Origin of the sequence: Lacticaseibacillus mingshuiensis (assembly GCF_016861785.1) — a bacterium.
Lineage (GTDB): Bacteria > Bacillota > Bacilli > Lactobacillales > Lactobacillaceae > Lacticaseibacillus > Lacticaseibacillus mingshuiensis.
Window position 1 is genome coordinate 94,667 of sequence record NZ_BOLS01000002.1, and the last position, 19,000, is coordinate 113,666.

20 protein-coding genes are annotated in these 19,000 nt (G+C 57.0%); 3 read left to right on the forward strand and 17 right to left on the reverse strand.

Annotation, left to right across the window (positions count from 1 at the left end; translation table 11 throughout):
- The first annotated feature begins 149 nt into the window (after positions 1-149).
- The 3 genes from JUE67_RS02020 to JUE67_RS02030 are packed head-to-tail and all read left to right on the forward strand — an operon-like array spanning position 150 to position 2,638.
- The gene (locus tag JUE67_RS02020) at positions 150-824 is read left to right on the forward strand and encodes a response regulator transcription factor (protein ID WP_203626862.1); all 675 of its coding nucleotides are present in this window, start codon (positions 150-152) and stop codon (positions 822-824) included.
- Between the two features lie 27 nt (positions 825-851).
- Complete coding sequence (locus tag JUE67_RS02025; RefSeq protein WP_203626864.1) at positions 852-1,913, forward strand: sensor histidine kinase; 1,062 nt, start codon at positions 852-854, stop codon at positions 1,911-1,913.
- Positions 1,914-1,924: 11 nt separating this feature from the next.
- The gene (locus JUE67_RS02030) at positions 1,925-2,638 is read left to right on the forward strand and encodes a hypothetical protein (RefSeq protein WP_203626866.1); all 714 of its coding nucleotides are present in this window, start codon (positions 1,925-1,927) and stop codon (positions 2,636-2,638) included.
- 9 nt (positions 2,639-2,647) lie between these two features.
- Here JUE67_RS02030 and nrdG read toward each other — a convergent pair whose 3' ends face one another.
- The 17 genes from nrdG to ykzS all read right to left on the reverse strand — a co-directional run bounded on the left by nrdG (position 2,648) and on the right by ykzS (position 18,914).
- Positions 2,648-3,229, reverse strand: a complete 582-nt coding sequence (gene nrdG, locus JUE67_RS02035; RefSeq protein ID WP_373300906.1) for an anaerobic ribonucleoside-triphosphate reductase activating protein — start codon at positions 3,227-3,229, stop codon at positions 2,648-2,650.
- On the reverse strand, positions 3,201-4,007 hold the full coding sequence (locus JUE67_RS02040) for a hypothetical protein (protein WP_203626877.1): 807 nt from the start codon (positions 4,005-4,007) through the stop codon (positions 3,201-3,203). The genes nrdG and JUE67_RS02040 overlap by 29 nt, the downstream gene beginning before the upstream one ends.
- A 120-nt stretch (positions 4,008-4,127) precedes the next feature.
- Entirely contained in the window at positions 4,128-5,366 is a 1,239-nt protein-coding gene (gene purD / locus JUE67_RS02045) for a phosphoribosylamine--glycine ligase (RefSeq protein WP_203626879.1), read from the reverse strand.
- A gap of 17 nt (positions 5,367-5,383) precedes the next feature.
- Positions 5,384-6,907, reverse strand: coding sequence for a bifunctional phosphoribosylaminoimidazolecarboxamide formyltransferase/IMP cyclohydrolase (purH, locus tag JUE67_RS02050; protein WP_203626881.1), 1,524 nt, complete (start codon positions 6,905-6,907; stop codon positions 5,384-5,386).
- A 2-nt stretch (positions 6,908-6,909) separates the two neighbouring features.
- Positions 6,910-7,479, reverse strand: coding sequence for a phosphoribosylglycinamide formyltransferase (gene purN / locus JUE67_RS02055; protein ID WP_203626883.1), 570 nt, complete (start codon positions 7,477-7,479; stop codon positions 6,910-6,912).
- Positions 7,476-8,477 (reverse strand): phosphoribosylformylglycinamidine cyclo-ligase, encoded by a 1,002-nt coding sequence (gene purM, locus JUE67_RS02060; RefSeq protein WP_203626885.1) that lies wholly within the window; start codon positions 8,475-8,477, stop codon positions 7,476-7,478. Before purM ends, purN begins: the two co-directional genes overlap by 4 nt.
- On the reverse strand, positions 8,474-9,958 hold the full coding sequence (gene purF / locus JUE67_RS02065) for an amidophosphoribosyltransferase (RefSeq protein WP_203626887.1): 1,485 nt from the start codon (positions 9,956-9,958) through the stop codon (positions 8,474-8,476). Before purF ends, purM begins: the two co-directional genes overlap by 4 nt.
- Positions 9,943-12,150 (reverse strand): phosphoribosylformylglycinamidine synthase subunit PurL, encoded by a 2,208-nt coding sequence (purL, locus tag JUE67_RS02070; RefSeq protein WP_203636950.1) that lies wholly within the window; start codon positions 12,148-12,150, stop codon positions 9,943-9,945. The genes purF and purL overlap by 16 nt, the downstream gene beginning before the upstream one ends.
- Positions 12,125-12,823, reverse strand: a complete 699-nt coding sequence (purQ, locus tag JUE67_RS02075) for a phosphoribosylformylglycinamidine synthase subunit PurQ (protein ID WP_203626891.1) — start codon at positions 12,821-12,823, stop codon at positions 12,125-12,127. The genes purL and purQ overlap by 26 nt, the downstream gene beginning before the upstream one ends.
- Entirely contained in the window at positions 12,820-13,086 is a 267-nt protein-coding gene (purS, locus tag JUE67_RS02080) for a phosphoribosylformylglycinamidine synthase subunit PurS (RefSeq protein ID WP_203626904.1), read from the reverse strand. The genes purQ and purS overlap by 4 nt, the downstream gene beginning before the upstream one ends.
- Positions 13,079-13,801 (reverse strand): phosphoribosylaminoimidazolesuccinocarboxamide synthase, encoded by a 723-nt coding sequence (locus JUE67_RS02085; RefSeq protein WP_203626906.1) that lies wholly within the window; start codon positions 13,799-13,801, stop codon positions 13,079-13,081. Before JUE67_RS02085 ends, purS begins: the two co-directional genes overlap by 8 nt.
- Entirely contained in the window at positions 13,798-14,919 is a 1,122-nt protein-coding gene (gene purK / locus JUE67_RS02090) for a 5-(carboxyamino)imidazole ribonucleotide synthase (protein ID WP_203626908.1), read from the reverse strand. The genes JUE67_RS02085 and purK overlap by 4 nt, the downstream gene beginning before the upstream one ends.
- Positions 14,912-15,415, reverse strand: coding sequence for a 5-(carboxyamino)imidazole ribonucleotide mutase (gene purE / locus JUE67_RS02095; RefSeq protein ID WP_203627048.1), 504 nt, complete (start codon positions 15,413-15,415; stop codon positions 14,912-14,914). Before purE ends, purK begins: the two co-directional genes overlap by 8 nt.
- A gap of 163 nt (positions 15,416-15,578) precedes the next feature.
- The gene (locus JUE67_RS02100; RefSeq protein ID WP_203626910.1) at positions 15,579-16,442 is read right to left on the reverse strand and encodes an ROK family protein; all 864 of its coding nucleotides are present in this window, start codon (positions 16,440-16,442) and stop codon (positions 15,579-15,581) included.
- A 175-nt stretch (positions 16,443-16,617) separates the two neighbouring features.
- Positions 16,618-18,345, reverse strand: a complete 1,728-nt coding sequence (ptsP, locus tag JUE67_RS02105) for a phosphoenolpyruvate--protein phosphotransferase (protein ID WP_203626912.1) — start codon at positions 18,343-18,345, stop codon at positions 16,618-16,620.
- Entirely contained in the window at positions 18,345-18,611 is a 267-nt protein-coding gene (locus tag JUE67_RS02110; RefSeq protein WP_125698183.1) for a phosphocarrier protein HPr, read from the reverse strand. The genes ptsP and JUE67_RS02110 overlap by 1 nt, the downstream gene beginning before the upstream one ends.
- A 111-nt stretch (positions 18,612-18,722) precedes the next feature.
- Complete coding sequence (gene ykzS / locus JUE67_RS02115; protein WP_125698181.1) at positions 18,723-18,914, reverse strand: protein YkzS; 192 nt, start codon at positions 18,912-18,914, stop codon at positions 18,723-18,725.
- Between the last annotated feature and the right edge of the window lie 86 nt (positions 18,915-19,000).

The window sequence follows — 19,000 nt, forward strand, 5'->3', positions numbered from 1 at the left end:
CTGCGGTGCACCAAACCGTGAGCGCACCCGCCTCGTCCGACCGCGACGCGCGGCGTGCCATCCGCTCCAATGATAACAGATTTTCGCGACCCGCGCCGCTTGTGTCGCGCGCGTAAAACCGCTACGATAGTAGAAAATGGAGGTCCGCTATGTTCAAGATCATGATCGTAGAAGACGACGCGACGATCGCCAACTTGATCGCCCAAAATCTAGTCAAGTGGCAATTCACGCCGGTCGTGGCCACCGACTTCAACCGCGTCTATGAGCAATTCCAAAGTGAAAAACCGCACCTGGTCCTGCTCGACATCAACCTACCTGTTTATGACGGCTATTACTGGGTCCAAAAGATTCGCCAAGACAGCCTCGTGCCGGTCATCTTCATTTCCAGCCGCAACACCAACATGGACATGATCATGGCGATGAATCTCGGCGGCGACGATTTTGCCACCAAACCCTTTGCGATGGAAGTTCTGCTCGCCAAGATCAACGCCCTGCTTCGCCGCACCTATAATTACAGTGACCAAAATAGCGAGGCGCTTGAATACAACGGCCTGATCTTGAACCTGCAGACCGGCGGCGCCAGCATCAATGGCCAAGAGATCGACCTGTCGAAAAATGAATACAAGCTCCTTCAGATCCTGATGCGTAGCCATGGCCAGATCGTTTCTCGCACCCGGCTACTCAAGGACCTCTGGCAGGACGAGCGGTTCGTGGACGACAACACCCTCACCGTGAACATCAACCGGCTGCGGCGCAAGATCACAGACGCCGGCCTCCCCGATTACATTCAGACCAAAGTCGGGCAGGGCTATCTGATTCCCTGACCCCTGCCGCACAGAAAGGACTGCGCCATGACATTTCGGGATTACCTACGCGATCACCTACCGCATCTCCTCTTTTTCTTCGGCGGGTTGTTGCTACTGTCGATCGGCCTGTGGCTGGACCCGCAGCATCGCATCGCGTTTTCCACGTTTGGCTACCTCGACTTGTTGTTGACGCTTCTTTTTTGCGGCTTCGGCCTGTGGCGCTTCAGCCGGGAGCGCCGCTTTTGTGCCCAACTGCAGGCACGCCGCACCGCCGGCCCCGACGCGCTGAACTGGCGCATGCCGGTCAGCGGCTCACGGCGGGAAAAAATGATCGCGGAAAGCATCAACAGTCTGCTTCAAGCGCATCAGCAGCAGCTCTCTTCCCTGGTCGCCCGCCAGCAGGATCAAAAGACGTTCATCGACTCCTGGGTCCATGAGATCAAAGTGCCACTGGCAGCTGTGGAACTGCTGACGGACAGCCTGGATGGTCAGGCGCCCGAAGCGTCCCTCGATCAGATCGCTTTGCAGCTCGACAAGATCGACCAAAATGTGGAACAAGTCCTGTATTACTCACGCCTGGACAGTTTTTCCCGAGATTACCTACTCCAGGAATATGATCTCGGCACCCTGGTCAATGAAGTGGTCGTCAGCCAGCGCAACAGCTTCATCGCCGGCCGGCTGAGTTTTGCCCTCACCGGCGACAAGGCCAGTGTGGTGACCGATGAAAAATGGCTCCGTTTTATTTTCACCCAGCTGGTCAGCAACGCGATCAAGTATACTGCACCCGGCGGCAAGATCACCGCGACCATCGCCAAGGAAAGCCACGAAGTCACCCTGACGTTGACGGATACCGGCATCGGCATTCCCCAAGACGAATTGCACCGGGTGTTTGAAAAAGGCTTCACCGGCACGAACGGGCGCAATGCCAATCAAAAATCCACCGGCTTGGGCCTTTTTCTTGCCGCCCAGCTCGCGGAAAAGCTTGGCCATTCCCTGACGCTCACCTCCACAGTCGGGCAAGGGACGGCGGTCACGATTCATTTTACCCATCTCAAGTATTACGACCAGGAAGGTGCGACCCTGCACAAGCCAGCGGTCCATCAGTAAGGAGGCGCGTCATGTTCACAGCTGCGCTCACATTTTCGCAATGGGGCTGGATGGAAAAACTCAGCACGATCTGGATTCCTGTTTGCATGTTTGGCGGCGGCGCCTTGATCCTGATCGCCGCGTTCAGCGCGATCTACCAACAGCGATCCCTGATGAAAAAATGGTTCCTCGGAATTTCGATCACGTTGATCGCCGTTGCGACGATCAGTGGCCTCGTCATGTGGCATCTGATTCAACCTTACCGGACCCTGTTACCGTATGTGTCGGCGCGGGTGCGCGTTGAAAAAGTCGAGCTTGGCCGGCTGGTGCCCCTAGATGGCAATGAAGTGGCGACTATGTCACGCCTCAACAACTGGCGTGATCTCGACAAACTGCCGATGTACAAGCGGCAGACCGTCAGCCAGCCCGTGAACTACCTCGGACAGTCAAACGACACCGAGTATTTCGAACTGGCCAACAAGATCTTTTCCTTCTCGGGGAAGATCCAGACCGCGCCCGGAAAAAAGACAGAATTGGTCGGCTACCGCTTCACCGTCAGCGACCGGCGCTATACCAAGCTGGGGTTCATCGACCCGTACAACATTTCCACCACTGCCCTGGCCATCGCGCCGGCACAAAAAAAGCGGACCTATGAGCCGCCTTCCACGGTCAAGGTCCACTATTTGCAACAAGATGGCGGCCAATGGTTAGGCGAAAATGACGGATCCGTCGACGACCCAGAATAGCGCCATGTCTTACCGTTTCAGATTCGCCCAGATCTTGACCTCACCTGCTTCAAGGCTTGCCGGGACATCGATGATGCGCTGATTGGCACTGCCGCGAAATTGCAAGGTGAGGTCTTTTTCTGCTTCCAAAAAGCGGCCATCGACCAAAATATCGAGCAGGTCCAATAAGTCGAGTTTATCTTGCGACTCTACCAACAGCTCATCCCATTTGTACCCCGTCCAGCTCCAAATATCCTTGGTGTGGCCAAATTCAGCTCGCACCCGGCGGCAGAGTTGCAAGCAGACCTGGGTATTCAAAAACGGTTCCCCGCCCAAAAGCGTCAGGCCCTGCACATAAGGCTGCGCTAGATCGGCGATGATCTGATCTTCGAGCGCCTGGGTATAAGGCGACCCATAGCGAAAATTCTGGGCGACCTTGTTGTAGCAACCTGGGCATGCAAACTTGCAGCCGGAGACATACAGGCTGCAGCGAACCCCTTCCCCGTCGACAAACGTGAAGGGCTTATAACTGGCCACGTTGCCAAGCGACAGATCGCTGGCCAGCCATTCCTGAGGTTGGGGATCATTTGGTTTTGTGAGCATCGTCGTCATTCCTTTCGATAAAGCTGAGGTGCAGGTGGGGCCGCTGGATGGTTGCCGGACGCGCTGGGGTCACGACCCCGCTGGCGGTGAGGCGGCGCACCTCGCCTTTTGCTGGATCCGCCTCGCCGCATTGCGGGCAGCGATACACCCCGCCGATGTGGCTGAAGCGGCCCTGAAAGCCGCAGACAAAGCAGCGGTCGCGCGGCGCGTCGAGCAAAATGGCGCGCGCATTGTGGCGGGCAAACTGCCAACTGGCGATCAGCGCCGCCGGATTTTCCGTCAGGTCTGGCAACTGCATGACCAGCCGCACTGGATGCGAGACCCCTGCCCATTGAAAAAGGGTATCGGCCGTGCGTGTCTCAGTCGGCAGGGGCATTGCCAATTCCGCCGGTGTGCCAGTCCACAAGCCAGGCGTCAAAAAGCGGGCCGCGCATTGGGCCAGCAGTGGCAGGTAGGACGGCGCCGCAACTGCCTCGGGCCAGCTGAACCAAAGCTGAGGGCCAAACAGTCGGTGATGTGGCCCGACACCGGCCAGCAACTTAGTCAAAATGGCTGTCTGAAGCACCCCTTCACCGCCCACCAAGACCGTTTTTTGCCGATCGGCGGACAGCAGACGGGTCGCAAGCTGATCGGCGGTTGCCGGCGAAAGTGAAAACGGGGCATCCCCAACCAGCGCCAAGATCGCAGGGCCTGGGGTCGCAAGCCACCGGTTGACGGCATTGTCCAGCTGGCCTGGCCGGATGGTGATCAGCGGCCCAGCCGCCGAGCGTTGTTCACTCCCATTCATCGCCGTCCCCCCTTGCTCTTGTCCTGTTTAATATACCACAAGCCCGCTAGATATCGTGCACGCTTGTAAAAAAAAGCGACGGCCCCACAAGATATGGGGGCATCGCTAATTTTGTCGATTTCAGGCCAGCGCGTGCCAACCAATGTCGCTGCGACACGCCAGCGTTCCCTGCAGCGGGGTCATGCGCGCATAGGCCTCGGCTTGGGCCGCAGCGAGGTCGGCGCCTGCGCCAATGACGGTGAAGATGCGCCCGCCGCTGGATTTGAGGCCATCTGTCCCACGCACGACGCCGGCCGGCACCCACCACGTACGTTGGCGCTCGTCTGGTAGGACCACCGCAACGCTGGGCCGGGTCACTGCCGGATAGCCTGGATGCACCGCGACGACGCCACAATAGGTCTGACCATCCAGGTGGAGCCTCGGTTGCTTCCCGGCGAGCAGGGCCATGATCAATTGGTAAAAATCATCTTGAATCTGCGGCAACAGGACTTGGGTCTCCGGATCGCCAAAACGCAGGTTGTACTCAAGAATTTTCGGCCCGGCCGCGGTGAACATCAAGCCAATGTACAGTACCCCGCAGCCGTACAGCCCATCCACAGTCATGCCGGCCAAGGTCTGGTCGACCAGCGCACGGGCCTGGTCTCGTTGCGCCTGGGAAAACTGAGGCGCAGGGGAATAGGCCCCCATGCCGCCCGTGTTTGGGCCCTCATCATGGTCGAAGCGCCGCTTATGATCCTGCGAAAGTGGCAAGATCACGCGGCTCATGCCATTGAAAAGTGCCATCACTGAGACCTCTTCGCCGCTCAAATATTCCTCGAGCAACACGGCCGCATAGGGATTATCCGCATAGGCCTTGGCCAGTGCCGCATTTGCGGTGGCCGGATCAAGCGCGACGGTGACCCCTTTGCCAGCGGCCAACCCGTTTTCCTTGATCACAACTGGCGCGCCGACCTTGGCCAACTGTGCTTGTGCTTCCTGAAGCGAGTGGACAAGCGTCGCCTGAGCAGTCGGCAACTGGTGCCGCGCCATGAACGCCTTGGCGAACTCCTTTGAGCTTTCCAGTTGGGCGATCTGCTGGGTCGGGCCAAAGACAGCCAACCCCGCCTGGGAAAATGCATCCACGATGCCCGCCGCAAGTGGCGCTTCAGGGCCGATGAAGGTCAGGGACACATGCTGCCGAGCAAATTCGATCAAACTGGCCTGATCATTTTCCGTGACCGGCACGGTGGTCAACCCCAATAGCGGCATGCCGGCATTACCCGGGGCCACAAAGACCTGATCCACTTCAGGCGCCGCCAAGAACGCTTTGCCCAGCGCACTTTCTCGCGCGCCACTGCCGACGATCAACACATTGACCATGATTGCCTTCCTTTCGCCTAATGCCGGAAATGGCGGACGCCGGTCGTGACCATCGCGATGCCGTATTGGTCTGCCATGGCGATCGAATCCGCGTCCTTGATGCTGCCACCGGGTTGAATGATCGCCTTGATGTCATGCTTGGCGGCATATTCCACGCAGTCATCCATTGGGAAAAAGGCATCCGAGGCCATCACCGCGCCGGCAAAATTCTTTTTCTGCTGGGCTTCGGTTAACGCCAGTTCAACGGAGCCGATGCGGTTCATTTGCCCCGCGCCGATGCCGAGGGTCTGACCATCTTTTGCCACCACGATCGCATTGCTCTTCACATGCTTGACGACCTGCTGGGCAAAAAGCAGTGACTTGATCTGGTCAGGGGTTGGTTGTACCTTCGTGACCACAGTGAGATCCGCTGCCGATTCGATCGCCGCATCACTCTCCTGACGCAGCAGACCACCCAGCACGGAGACGGTCTCCAGATGCGGGACGTTCGGCGTGTCGCTGAGCTGAATCTGAATCAGGCGCACATTCTTCTTTTTCGCCAACACGGCAAAGGCATCCTCATCAAAAGCCGGGGCCATGATCAGCTCCAAAAAGAGCGCGTGCATCTTTTCAGCGGTGGCCAGATCAACGGGCCGGTTCAGCGCAATGATGCCGCCAAAGATCGACATCGGATCGGCTTCATAGGCTTTGTCCCAAGCCGCCTCGATCGTCTCGCCTTCCCCGATGCCACAAGGGTTCATGTGCTTCACGGCGACCACAGTTGGCGCGGTGAATTCGTTCACCATGGCCAGCGCCGCATCCGCATCCTTGATGTTGTTGTAAGACAACTCTTTGCCATGTAGCTGAGTGCCACTTGCCAGCGACGCCTTAGGAGGATTTGGAACGGCGTAAAAGGCAGCGTTTTGATGACTATTTTCACCATAGCGCAAGGACTGCTTCTTCACATAGGTTGGGGTGAAGGTCTCGGGAAAAGGCTCAGGATCCAAGTACGCGGCGATCTGGGCGTCATAGGCGGCTGTCGTTGCAAAGACTTTCGCGGCAAGCTGGCGGCGAAGCGCGGCATCATCGGCATCGAGGCCGGCCAGCACCGCTTCGTAATCGGCTGGGTCCACCACGGCCCACACGCTGTCGCTGTTTTTGGCCGCCGCACGCAGGGCACTTGGGCCGCCGATATCGATCTGCTCGATCGCCTCGGCACGGGTCACATCCGGTTTTTGAATCGTTTCAGCAAACGGATAGAGATTGACGCAGATCACATCGATCGGCGTGATCTCATGGGCCGCGAGTGCCGCCATGTGCGCAGGCTCGTCTCGCTTCGCCAAGATACCGGCATGGATACGAGGATGCAGGGTCTTCACGCGGCCGTCGAGCATCTCCGGAAAGCCGGTGACTTCATCGACGCCTGTCACTGCCAGGCCGGCTGCCTCGAGCACTTTTTTGGTGCCGCCTGTTGAGACCAGTTCAAAGCCGCGCGCCAAAAGTCCGGCGGCAAATTCCGTCAATCCTGTTTTGTCAGAAACACTGAGCAATGCACGTTTCACAGTCAAAACACTCCTTTTTCAATGAGGTGGTCCACAGTTGTCGGCAATAGTTGGTGCTCGACGTCATGAATCCGTGTTTCAAGGGTGGCCAGGGTATCATCCGGCCGAATGCGCACCGGCTCTTGGGCAATGATGCGCCCCGAATCGATACCGGCATCCACAAAATGGACCGTCACCCCTGTCACTGTGACGCCATATTCGAACGCATCCGCGATGCCAGCGCGGCCTGGAAAACTCGGAAGCAGGGCCGGATGCAAGTTGATGATGCGATCGGGAAAAGCAGCTAACAGCGTCGGGCCGATGATGCGCATGAAGCCGGCCAACACAAGCCCATCCGCTTCAGGCAATTGCGCGACCAATGCCGTCTCCGCTGCCGCTTTGGTCGGATACGCGCGGTAGTCGATCACGATCGTCGGCACATGCGCCGCTTTGGCCTTGGCCAACACCGGCGCGGCTTTGTGGTCACAGACAAGGGCCACGAGACTGACATCGCGGCGCCCGGCAAAATACGTTGCCAGCGCCTCAAAATTAGAGCCTGTCCCAGATGCAAAAACGATCAAGCGCGTCGTCATGCTTGCCTCCATTCCACCGCGTCCTGGGTGCGACGCTGAACCGTCCCGAGGAGGCGGCTATGCGGCAAGGCCGCCTGGATCCGCGCCGCATTTTCTGGCGCGACCGCGAGTACCATGCCATACCCCAGGTTGAAGGTCCGGCGCATCTCAGCCAAGCTGAGGTCCCCAGCCGCTTGAATGCGCTGAAACAGTTCCGGCCAGGCCCAATCCGTCAGCACGGCCGCGCAGTCTTTTGGCAGCATGCGCGGCACATTTTCGGTGAACCCGCCGCCTGTGATATGCGCGATTCCATGAATCAAGCCATGGGCGATCAGTGGTTGGACTTCCTTCACGTAGATCGTGGTAGGACGCAGGAGCGCATTTTTCAATTCGATGCCATCCGACAAAGGTCTTGCGTCGAGGTCCGTTTCCGCCAGCAAGGCCCGGATCAGTGAGTACCCGTTACTATGGGCCCCGCTACTCGGCAGGCCGATCAACACATCGCCTGGCGCAACGCCCTGCGGCAAGATCGCATCCGCCTCGGCCAATCCGACCGCAAATCCAGCCAGGTCATAATGGCCCTGTGGATACATCCCCGGCATCTCGGCCGTTTCTCCGCCGATCAGCGCCATGCCCGCCAGCGAACACCCATACGCAATGCCGCGCACCACCGTTTCGACTTGGGCCGGCAATAATTTATCGGTGGCGAGGTAATCCAAGAAAAATAGCGGCGTGGCGCCGTCCGCCAGCAGGTCATTGGCAACCATTGCGACCAGATCCACGCCGATCGTATCATGCTGGTCACATTGAAGCGCCAACAGTAATTTAGTGCCGACCCCGTCAGTCGCCGCCATCAGCACCGGCTTTTTGGCATGCGGCAAACGGTATGCCGCGGAAAAGCCGCCTAGTCCGGCCAGTACTTGGTCGTTTTGCGTGGCTTTGGCCAACGGGGCAATGCGCGAAACGACCTCATCGCCGGCTGCGATATCGACCCCTGCGCTTTTATAATCATGCGTCACGCTGACACCTCCCCGATATTGATCGCCAAATGACTCAGTTCCTCACTCAGATGCGGCTCGTAATCATCCAGCGGCGTCGGATACTCACCAGTGAAGTACGCGACACAAAGGCCACCATTGGGCGCGGTGGTCTTCAGTCCCACACTGGCTTCAAGGCCGGCGACGGACAAAAAGCCCAGCGAATCGACGCCGAGAATCGCCTTCATCTGACTGACACTGTGATTGGCCGCAAATAATTCTTTTGTCGTCTGAATATCGATGCCATAAAAACATGGGAAACGCAGCGGCGGACTGGCGATACGCAGATGCACCTCTTTGGCCCCTGCATCCTTGAGCAATTGAACCAGCTGAATGGCCGTGGTCCCCCGCACGATCGAATCATCGATCAACACGATGCGTTTGCCGGCGACCACCGCCGGCACGGCACTGAGCTTGAGCCGAACACTACGCTCACGAAGCGCCTGAGTCGGTTGGATGAATGTGCGGGCAATGTATTGGCTCTTCACCAACCCAAGCTCATATGGAATGCCACTTTCCTGCGCATAGCCCAGCGCGGCCGAAAGTGAGGAATTCGGGACACCGACCACGATGTCCGCATCGATCGGCTGCTCTTGAGCAAGGCGCCGCCCCATTTTTTCACGAGCCAGATGGACATTAACGCCATGAATCTCGGAATCCGGTCGGGCAAAATAGATGAACTCCATGGAACACACCGCCAGTTGGGTCTGGGTCGTAAAATGATCCCGCACCAACCCGGCATCCGTGATCTCGACTAACTCGCCCGGTTCGACATCGAAGCAAAAAGTCGCACCGACCGCAACCAGCGCCGCCGTTTCACTGCAAACGACGTAACCGCCGCTTGGCAGCTGGCCGACCACTAAGGGCCGAAAACCATTGGGATCCACTGCCGCGTAAAGCCCGCTTTCGGTCAAGATCGCAAAGGCAAAACCACCATGGACCTGATTCAACGCCGCCTTCAACTGGCCGATGAAGGTCGGTGCGGGACTTCGCCGCACCAAATGCATCAAGACCTCGGTGTCACTGGTCGACTGAAAGATCGCCCCATTGGCCTCAAGCTGAGCGCGCAATGACGCTGCATTGGTCAAATTGCCGTTATGCGCCAAGGCGATCGCCGAATCGGTGAACCGAAACAGCAATGGTTGAATGTTTTCCAAAATACGGCCGCCAGCCGTCGCGTAACGCACATGCCCCAATGCGGCATCCCCACGCAATTGCTGCAGGGAAGCCGGCTGAGCGAACACCTCCGCCACCAAGCCAAAGCCGTAATGCCGGCGCAGCCCTTCTGGCGTCTTACCAACAATGCCGGCGCCTTCTTGGCCGCGATGTTGCAGGGTGTGCAGGCCCAAATGCGTCAATTCAGCCGCATGCGGATCCCCCCAGACCCCAAAAACGCCGCATTCCTCATTCAGGCTTTTGATCTCTTCCGGCGCCGGGCCGGTCGTGGTTACTTCAGTAGGCATGGCAAGGCCTCCTCATTGATGGTGGCCAATTCGTGAACTGGCACGGTCAGGGTCTGGTCATTTGTTGCCACAGTCAGCACTGCCGGTTGAACGACGCCGGTCAAATGGGCATCATCTCCCATTGCAGACTCAAACGCTGCTTGATTTTCAGGCGCAACAGTCACAATAAAGCGGCCCTGCGTTTCGCTGAAAAGCCAGCCTGCCGGCAATGGCAGATCCACCTTCGCCCCTAAGCCACCGGCGATCGCCATGTCGCTCAATGCGACCAACAACCCACCGTCGCTCACATCATGGGCGGCGGTGACCAAATGTTGCCGAATCGCCGCCAAGAGTCGACGCTGGGTGGCCGCGTCTTGAGTCAGGTCAAATGGGGCAAGCGCCCCGGCAACCGCGCCTGTGGTCACTTGTTGCAATAAGGAGCCGTTGAAATCTGGCCCAGTCTCGCCGATCACATAGATCAGCTCGCGGACCTGTTTGAAAGCCGGCGTGGTGATCGTCGAAAGATCCTCGATCAGCCCTACCATCCCGATCATCGGGGTCGGATAGATCGCCTCGCCATTGGTCTCGTTATACAAAGACACGTTCCCCGAGATCACAGGCGTGTTCATCGCTTTGCAGGCCGCCGTGATGCCCTTGGCCGATTCGGCTAACGAATAAAAACTTTCTGGCTTCGTCGGATCGCCGTAGTTCAAACAGTCGGTGATGCCCAACGGTTCGGCGCCGGTCGCCACCAAATTGCGAGCGGATTCGGCGACCGTGATCGCCCCACCGATCTCTGGGTCCAAATATAAATACCGGCCATTTGAATCGGTCGTCATCGCCAACGCGCGGTGGGTGCCACGCACCCGCACAACCGCGGCATCGGCCCCAGGACCAAGCACTGTGTTTGTCTGCACCTGCGCATCATAGCTCCGGTAGATCGCTTTTTTGTCGGCCACGTTGGGATCCGCCAATAATTGGCGAAGGGTCGCAAGCAATGACAGCACCCCTGGCTCAAAATCGGGCGCCGGCTGCTGCAATCGCGAAGGTTGAACGCCCTTTTGGTGATAGACTGGTGCCTCGTCGGTCAAAACAGCCACCGGCACATCGCACACCACTTCACCGCGATGCAAAAGTCGGTATTGGTGCCCTTCATCGACGCGTCCGCAAACCACCGTATCGAGATCGTACCGCTTGAATAGCGCGACGATCTCGTCTTCATGCCCCGCCTTCACGCAGAGCATCATGCGTTCCTGCGATTCGGACAGCATGATCTCAAACGGTGTCATTTCGGGTTCGCGCTGGGGAATCAGGTCAAGGTCAAGCGTCATGCCGGAATTGGCCTTGCCTGCCATCTCAACGCTGGAGGAGACGAGGCCGGCAGCGCCCATATCCTGCATGCCGACCAGTGCGTCTTGATGCTCGCGAGTCACTTCAAGGCAGGCATCCATCAACAATTTTTCCATGAATGGATCGCCGACCTGAACTGCTGAGCGATCCGCCGCCTCGTCATCGGAAAATTCAGCCGAGGCAAAACTTGCACCATTGATGCCATCGCGGCCTGTTTTGGCCCCCACATAGATCAGGGCGTTGCCGACACCGGCTGCCTTGCCACGCTGAATCGCGTCGGTATCCATCACGCCGACACACATTGCGTTGACCAGCGGGTTGCGCGCATAACTGTCCGCAAACCGTGTCTCCCCGCCAACCGTCGGAATCCCGATCGCATTGCCATAATCCCCGATGCCGGCCACGATCTGGTCGATCAACTGTCGCACATGTGGATCCTTGGGGTCACCAAATGCCAGCGAATCCAGCAGCGCAATCGGCTTTGCCCCGATGGAAAAAATATCGCGGATGATGCCGCCCACGCCGGTCGCAGCGCCTTGATATGGCTCAACGGCACTCGGGTGATTGTGGCTCTCCGCCTTGAACACAACGGCCTTGCCTTCCCCGATATCAATGACCCCAGCACCTTCACCAGGCCCCATCAGGACGCGGTCGTTTTTTGTCCAAAACGTCTTCAGCACCGGCTTGGAATACTTGTACGCGCAATGTTCGCTCCACATCCCGCTGGCCAAGCCCACCTCGGTGAAATTCGGACGGCGGCCCAGCAGCGTGGTCAGGCAATCGTATTCGTCCTCATTCAACCCAAGCCCCAAATAAGGCTTCTCAGTCGCGATCTGGTCAGGCGAAAGTTCTCGTTGCAACATCGGCAGGTGCTCCTTTCATCGCGTTGATCAGAGACTCAAAAACGCCGAGGCCATCGGTGCCACCAAGCAGCGTCTCGACTGCGCGCTCCGGATGGGGCATCATGCCCAAAACATTGCCGCGGGCGTTCGTCAGCCCGGCAATGTCGTTTCGGCTGCCATTGGGATTTTCCGCATAGCGGAACACCACTTGGCCTTTTTCCTCAAGTTGCGCCAGCGTGGCGTCATCGGCATAGTAATTGCCTTCGCCGTGCGCGATCGGTAGGGTGATCTGCTGCCCTTCCGAATAAGCCGAGGAAAATGCGGTACGCGCATTGGCCACGATCAGGGGCGTTGGTTGGCAGATAAACTGAAGCGAGGTGTTCCACTGCAGCGTTCCTGGTAGCAGCCCGGCTTCTGTCAAGATCTGAAACCCATTGCAGACGCCAAGGACATAACCACCCGCGGCCGCAAAATCCTTGAGTGCCGGCATGATCGGGGCAAATTTGGCGATCGCCCCGCTTCGCAGATAATCCCCATAGGAAAAACCGCCCGGCACCACCACGCAATCGAACCCAGCCAGCGAGGTTGCCTGGGCAGAAACAAGCTTAACGGCCTGACCGGCAACGTCGCCGATCGCCCAGGTCATGTCCGCATCGCAGTTGGACCCTGGAAAGCTCAGCACCGCCGCCTTCATTCGGCCACCGCTGCGTCGCTCACGGGCTCAAGCGTGAACCGGTAGGACTCCGTATTGATATTCGCCAACATCGTGTCACAGATTCGATCGATCTGCGCCCGCACCGCCGCCTCATCACCGCTGAGGAGCAGTTCAAAATATTTGCCGACCAGCACATGCTGCACATTGTCATCACCCAAACGTGCCAGGGTGTTTTGAATCACCTCGGCCTTGGGATCCAGGACAGACGGCTTGTAATTAACAAAGATCTTGGCCTTAAACATGTTGGACTCCTTTCTGCAACCGAGCGAAGACTTCCTCATACACCGGAGTTAGCGGCCCCTCGTTTTTCCGAAAAACATCCTTGTCCAGCGACTCGCCTGTCGCCTCGTCGACCAACCGGAAGTTATCCGGCGACAACTCGTCCGCCAAGACCAACATACCGTTACTCAGGCGACCAAATTCCAATTTAAAATCGACCAACTTGATACCGATCGCCGCAAAGCGCCGCGACAGATACGTATTGACCGTGTCGGACAAGGCGTGGACCTGTTTGAGGGTGGCCGCGTCTGCGATCTTCAGCGCGATGATCTGCTCATCGTTGATGAATGGATCGTCCAGCGCATCGGATTTGAAATAAAATTCGTGAACGGCTGGGGTCAGCGGCATCAAATGGGTCAACGCGAACTTCCGCTCAAAAGAGCCGGAAACATAATTCCGCACGACCGCCTCCAGAGGCAGCATCGTTGCTTTTTTGACCAGCATCGTCGTCTCATCCGGCGCGGACAGGTAATGCGTCGGCACACCAGCATCGGTCAGCTCCGCGAACAGCATGGCAGAAATGCGGCGATTGACCGCGCCCTTGCCATCGATGTGCACCTTTTTCTTGCCATTGAGCGCCGTCGCCTGGTCCATGTATTCGACCCAGAGCACGTCAGGGTCGTCCGTCTCGTACATTTTCTTTGCCTTACCTGTGTAGCGAAGTGCCATGCGTTTCATCGCGTCTCATCCTCCAATTGAACTGCATCAAGCAGGTTTATCGTGTCTAGCCCTGTCACCGTCAAATGGCCCATTTTTCGCGCGGGCCGAATCTCGGCCTTCCCATAATCATGAAAATGCCACTCAGGATGGTGCGGCCACTGCTGGCGTGCCGCAGTGAGATCACTGCCCAATAGATTGCGCATCACTGCCGGTGCCCGCTGAACGATCGGCGGAATCGGCAAGCCGCAGATACTCAGGATATGGGCCTGGAACTGGGAAAAATTGCAGGCCTCAATGGAATAATGGCCGGAATTGTGTGGCCTTGGCGCCAGCTCGTTGACCACCACGCCATGCGTCGTCTCAAAGAGTTCGATGCCAAGCACGCCGCGCAGATCCAAGGCCGTGGCGATGCGTGCCGCCATGTCCTCGATGCGCCGGCCAAGCGCCGGATCCAGATGCGGCGCCGGGGCAATGGTGGTGTGTAGAATATGCTGCGCGTGCCGATTTTCAACGATCGGAAAACAGCGGACCTTGTCTTGACCATCGCGGGTGACCATCAGGGACAACTCACGCGTGAAGCTCAGGCGTTCTTCCAGAATACATGGCGTCTTGGCGGCCAACGCCTGCGCTTTCGCGAGATCCGCCGGCCCGTTCACATTCACCTGGCCGTGACCGTCATAACCACCTGTGGTCGTCTTCAAAATGGCTGGCACTCCGATCTCATGAATCGCTTCAACTAAATGCGATTCATCTGGCACCGAGGCAAACGCCGCAGTTGGAATACCCAGCTCGCGCAAGGTCGTTTTTTCCTGAACCCGGTCGCGGGTGAGCGCCAATAGGTTTGTGCCCTGGGGCAAGGCCGCATACTGCTTGGCCGCCTCAAGTGCCGCCAGATCCACATTTTCAAATTCATACGTCAGGACATCTGCCGCCTTGGCCAGCCGCATCAAGGCATCGCGGTCATCATAATCGTTGACCAGCTGAAAATCCGCGACCTGGCCTGCTGGTGCATCTGGTGTGGGATCAAGCACCCCCACGCGATACCCCATTTCCTTTGCCGCCTGGGCCAGCATTTGACCAAGCTGGCCGCCGCCAACGATGCCGATCGTCGCAGGTGGAATGATTGCCTCAATCATCAAGGGCTGCCTCGCTTTCTTCTGCTGCCTTGGTCTGGGCTTCACGAAATGCGGTCAAGCGTGCCAGCAGGGCAGGATCGTGGCCTGCAAGGATCGATGCCGCAAAGAGTGCCGCATTCGCCGCCCCTGCCTCACCGATGGCCATTGTTGCCACTGGCACCCCAGCGGGCATTTGAACGATCGACAAAAGGGAGTCGACACCGTTTAATGTTCGTGTTTTAACAGGAACGCCGATCACTGGCACGAGGGTGTTCGCCGCCAACATGCCAGGTAGATGCGCGGCCCCGCCTGCGCCTGCAATGATCACGTCGATTCCGGCCGTCGCCGCATTTTTGGCAAACGTTGAAAGGGTCTCAGGCATTCGATGCGCTGATATCACCCGTTTCACGTACGGTATTGCTAGTTGTTCCAACTGCTTTGCTGCTACTTTCATGGTCGGCCAATCCGATTTGGAGCCCATGACGATCGCCACTTGCACGCTGGTCACCTCTTTCATTTGATAGCCAAAATATAGCACAGAATTTCGAACGCCTCAACCAATTTTGCTAACGTTGTTCGTTTATTTATAAATTAATGTTCGTGTTTATTTTTCTGTATAAAAAAAGCCGAGACATTTTGATTGTCTCAGCTTTCCGTTTTCCCTGGTCTATCCGACCCGCTTAGTCCAGATGTTGCTCGAAATTTGCGACCGCGCCGATCAGGTTGGCTTCATCTTTGTATTTGCAGATCGCGACTTCCGGACGAACGGTCGCGATCTCGACCTGCTTCATGATCGCATCAAGGGCAGCCTCAACACCAGGAAGCAAGCGTGGATTACGCGACACGCCCCCGCCCAGCAAAAACAGCTCCGGATCATAGCTGTACTGCAGATTGAAGATCGTCACAGCCAGTGCATGATACATGGTCTCGACTTCCTTGATCGCCTGCGGATCACCGGCGTCGGCCAGATCAAAGACCTCTTTACCTGACTTGTTTTCGCCGGTCGCGGCATTGTAGCGATTAGCCGCATTGACGGCAGTACCAAGGCCGCTGACGGTATTGTCGCCTTGGACCATGAACCCGAACTCGCCGCCAAGCAGATGCGCGCCATGTTCGATCTTGCCATCCGCGATGATCGCACCGCCGACCCCAGTGCCCAGGACCAGCACGATCACGCGTTTCTTCCCAGCCCCTGCACCGCTAGCAACTTCTGCAAGTGCGGCACAGTTCGCGTCATTTTCGAATGTCACCGGCAGGCCGAAATGTGCAGCAAGTTCCGGTTGAATCGGAAAATTATGAATGTAAGGCAAGGCACTGGCACCTTCGATGACCCCAGTGTCCTGGTTCACAGCCCCCGGTGTCGACATGGCCACACCGGTGATGGCGTAAGCCTGCTGGAACTTCTTCACCTCAGCCGTCAGATCCTCATAAAATCCAGTCAGTGTCTTCGGTGTGGCGATCGCGTGCGCCGCCTTTAGTTCATTGTTGTCCCAGACTGCTAACTTGATCGTCGTGCCACCGACATCGATCACTGCTAATGCCATAATTGTTTCCCCCTTAGAATGATTACTTAATCAGTGTACCGCTTTCACGCCGCCTTGACGAGGGCCGGCAGTGCCGGGGATCAGAAACGAACGCGCTTGGACGCGGCCAACCCCAGAAATTTTGCGAAACAAAAAAACGCCACCCTCAAAAGAGAGCGACGCCTTCAAGTTGTGATCACTTGGCTGCAGTGTATTTTTCAACAAGCGCCTTGTTCTCATCATTTGAGATGGAGTCGTTGAGTGCCTTCTCAGCCATTTCGGCCATGTCAGCAGTCGACAACTTCTTCATCAGACTGCGCACCCGCAAAACGGAGGTCGCAGACATCGAATATTCATCAAGACCCAGACCCAAAAGCAGTGGCACCATGATCGGGTCGCCCGCTGCTTCGCCGCACATGCCGGCCCACTTGCCTTCCTTGTGCGCGGAATCAATGACGTGCTTGATCAAGCGCAGGATGGACGGGTTGTAAGGCTGGTAGAGATACGACACGCGGTCGTTGCCACGATCGGCAGCCATCGTGTATTGAATCAGGTCGTTGGTGCCGATCGAGAAGAAGTCGACGTGCTTGGCGAACTGGTCGGCCAAAACAGCGGCGGCTGGAATCTCGATCATGATTCCGAGTTGGATGCTGTCGGAGACTTTGACCCCGGCCTTGACCAGGTTGTCCTTCTCTTCGAGGAAGACTTTCTTGGCAGCTTCAAACTCCTGAATCGTCGCGATCATCGGGAACATGATCCGCAGATTGCCGAATGCACTTGCACGAAGTAAGGCACGCAGCTGAGTACGGAAGATATCCTGACGGTCAAGTGAGATCCGAATCGCACGGTATCCAAGGAACGGATTTTGCTCATCCGGCAGTGGCAGGTAAGGCAGATGCTTATCCCCGCCGATATCCATGGTGCGCACAACGACTGGCTTCGGATTCATCGTTTCGAGGACCTTTTTGTAGGCTTCGAACTGATCATCTTCGGTCGGCAGTTCTGCGGAATCCATGTACAGGAATTCGGTCCGATAAAGACCGATTCCTTCAGCCCCATTGGCAAGAACGCCATCCAGGTCCTTCGGTGTCCCAATATTTGCGGCAACGTCAAAATGTTTGCCATCCGCAGTCACGGATGCCGCCGTCTTGAGCAACTGCCACTCCGCCTTTTGCTTGGCAAATGCGTCTGCATCTGCCTGTGCTTGGGCGATCTGTGCCTCGGATGGGTCGATGGTGACTTCCCCGGTCAAGCCGTTGACTGTCACCATTTCGCCTGCCTCAACACTGGTGGTGATGGAATCCGTCCCGACGATCGCTGGAATCTCAAGCGAGCGCGCCATGATCGCAGAATGTGCGGTCCGGCCACCGATATCCGTGACGAACGCCTTAACGAAATTCTTATCGAGCTGCGCGGTGTCAGAAGGTGTCAGGTCATGTGCGACCAAAATGACTTCTTCGTCGATCAGTGCAGGGTTTGGTAAAACTCGGCCCAGCAAGTGTGCCAAGATGCGCTTCGTGACATCACGAATATCAGCAGCACGCTCTTGCATGTAGGCGTTGTCGGTCATCGCTTCAAAGGTCGCGATGAACATATCGGACACGGACTTCAAAGCGCCTTCCGCGTTGATCTTGTCATCTTTGATCTTATTTTCGATGGCGCCAGCAAATTCTGGGTCTGCCAAGATCATCATGTGGGCATCAAAGACTTGCGCCTCTTCTTCCCCTAACGATTTAGCGGCCTTGTCGCGGATGATCTGTAATTCATCGTTGCTTTGCGAAAGCGCCTTGTGCAAACGGTCGATTTCTTTTTCCGGATCCTGGATCGAAGTCTGAGAAAATGACAAATCGGGTTGCACTAAAAGATAAGCCTTCGCGGTTGCGATGCCATCACTAGCGGCGATCCCTTTCAGTGACTTTGTCATTAGTCAGACAAGCCTTCCTTCTTCATGGTGTCTTCGATCGCAGCGATCGCGTCTGCTTCGTCTGCGCCTTCAGCGGAGATGGAAACATCAGCACCCTGGCCGACGCCAAGACTCATCACACCCATGATGGACTTCAGGTTGACGCTCTTGCCCTTGTATTCAAGGTTGATATCGGAGTTGAACTTGCTTGCCGCCTGCACCAAAAGAGTGGCCGGACGTGCATGGATCCCTGTTTCTGCAATGATGTTAAATTCACGTTTTTCCATGACTAATCTGCTCCTTCGCCTAAAAGAATTCATTTGCCGAATAGAATTTTCGATTCTATTTCTTGTAAACCTTACCATTATTTGGCCATCTGGACAAGTGGCTACGCACTATTAATCCGCATTTGACGAGCGAAAATGGTAGTTGATCTTGCCGCCGCGCTGGGCGTCTCCGACGATCTCTTTGCGCGCCGGATAATTCGTCCATGCTTGGCGAAAATCGTTGAAGTGTTCTGGGTCGATCTCGAGCACTTCGAGTTTCCCTGCGCGCAGGTCGTCCATCAGTGATGTGTAATCCGGTGCCATTTGCTTGCCCCCTTCCTCTCTACAGGACTACGATAGCATTGTCCAAACGACCAGACAAGCAAACAGTCGTCATTGGTCAAAACTCC

Coding starts and splice junctions, on each gene's coding strand:
- JUE67_RS02025 (WP_203626864.1), top strand. CDS start 852: ATGACATTTCGGGATTACCTACGCGATCACCTACCGCATCTCCTCTTT.
- purF (WP_203626887.1), bottom strand. CDS start 9,958: ATGCCTACTGAAGTAACCACGACCGGCCCGGCGCCGGAAGAGATCAAA.
- purE (WP_203627048.1), bottom strand. CDS start 15,415: ATGAAAGAGGTGACCAGCGTGCAAGTGGCGATCGTCATGGGCTCCAAA.
- purQ (WP_203626891.1), bottom strand. CDS start 12,823: ATGAAGGCGGCGGTGCTGAGCTTTCCAGGGTCCAACTGCGATGCGGAC.
- JUE67_RS02100 (WP_203626910.1), bottom strand. CDS start 16,442: ATGGCATTAGCAGTGATCGATGTCGGTGGCACGACGATCAAGTTAGCA.
- purS (WP_203626904.1), bottom strand. CDS start 13,086: ATGTTTAAGGCCAAGATCTTTGTTAATTACAAGCCGTCTGTCCTGGAT.
- purL (WP_203636950.1), bottom strand. CDS start 12,150: ATGTTGCAACGAGAACTTTCGCCTGACCAGATCGCGACTGAGAAGCCT.
- JUE67_RS02110 (WP_125698183.1), bottom strand. CDS start 18,611: ATGGAAAAACGTGAATTTAACATCATTGCAGAAACAGGGATCCATGCA.
- ptsP (WP_203626912.1), bottom strand. CDS start 18,345: ATGACAAAGTCACTGAAAGGGATCGCCGCTAGTGATGGCATCGCAACC.
- nrdG (WP_373300906.1), bottom strand. CDS start 3,229: ATGACGACGATGCTCACAAAACCAAATGATCCCCAACCTCAGGAATGG.
- JUE67_RS02040 (WP_203626877.1), bottom strand. CDS start 4,007: ATGAATGGGAGTGAACAACGCTCGGCGGCTGGGCCGCTGATCACCATC.
- ykzS (WP_125698181.1), bottom strand. CDS start 18,914: ATGGCACCGGATTACACATCACTGATGGACGACCTGCGCGCAGGGAAA.
- purN (WP_203626883.1), bottom strand. CDS start 7,479: ATGACGACGCGCTTGATCGTTTTTGCATCTGGGACAGGCTCTAATTTT.
- JUE67_RS02020 (WP_203626862.1), top strand. CDS start 150: ATGTTCAAGATCATGATCGTAGAAGACGACGCGACGATCGCCAACTTG.
- purD (WP_203626879.1), bottom strand. CDS start 5,366: ATGGTCAATGTGTTGATCGTCGGCAGTGGCGCGCGAGAAAGTGCGCTG.
- JUE67_RS02030 (WP_203626866.1), top strand. CDS start 1,925: ATGTTCACAGCTGCGCTCACATTTTCGCAATGGGGCTGGATGGAAAAA.
- purK (WP_203626908.1), bottom strand. CDS start 14,919: ATGATTGAGGCAATCATTCCACCTGCGACGATCGGCATCGTTGGCGGC.
- JUE67_RS02085 (WP_203626906.1), bottom strand. CDS start 13,801: ATGAAACGCATGGCACTTCGCTACACAGGTAAGGCAAAGAAAATGTAC.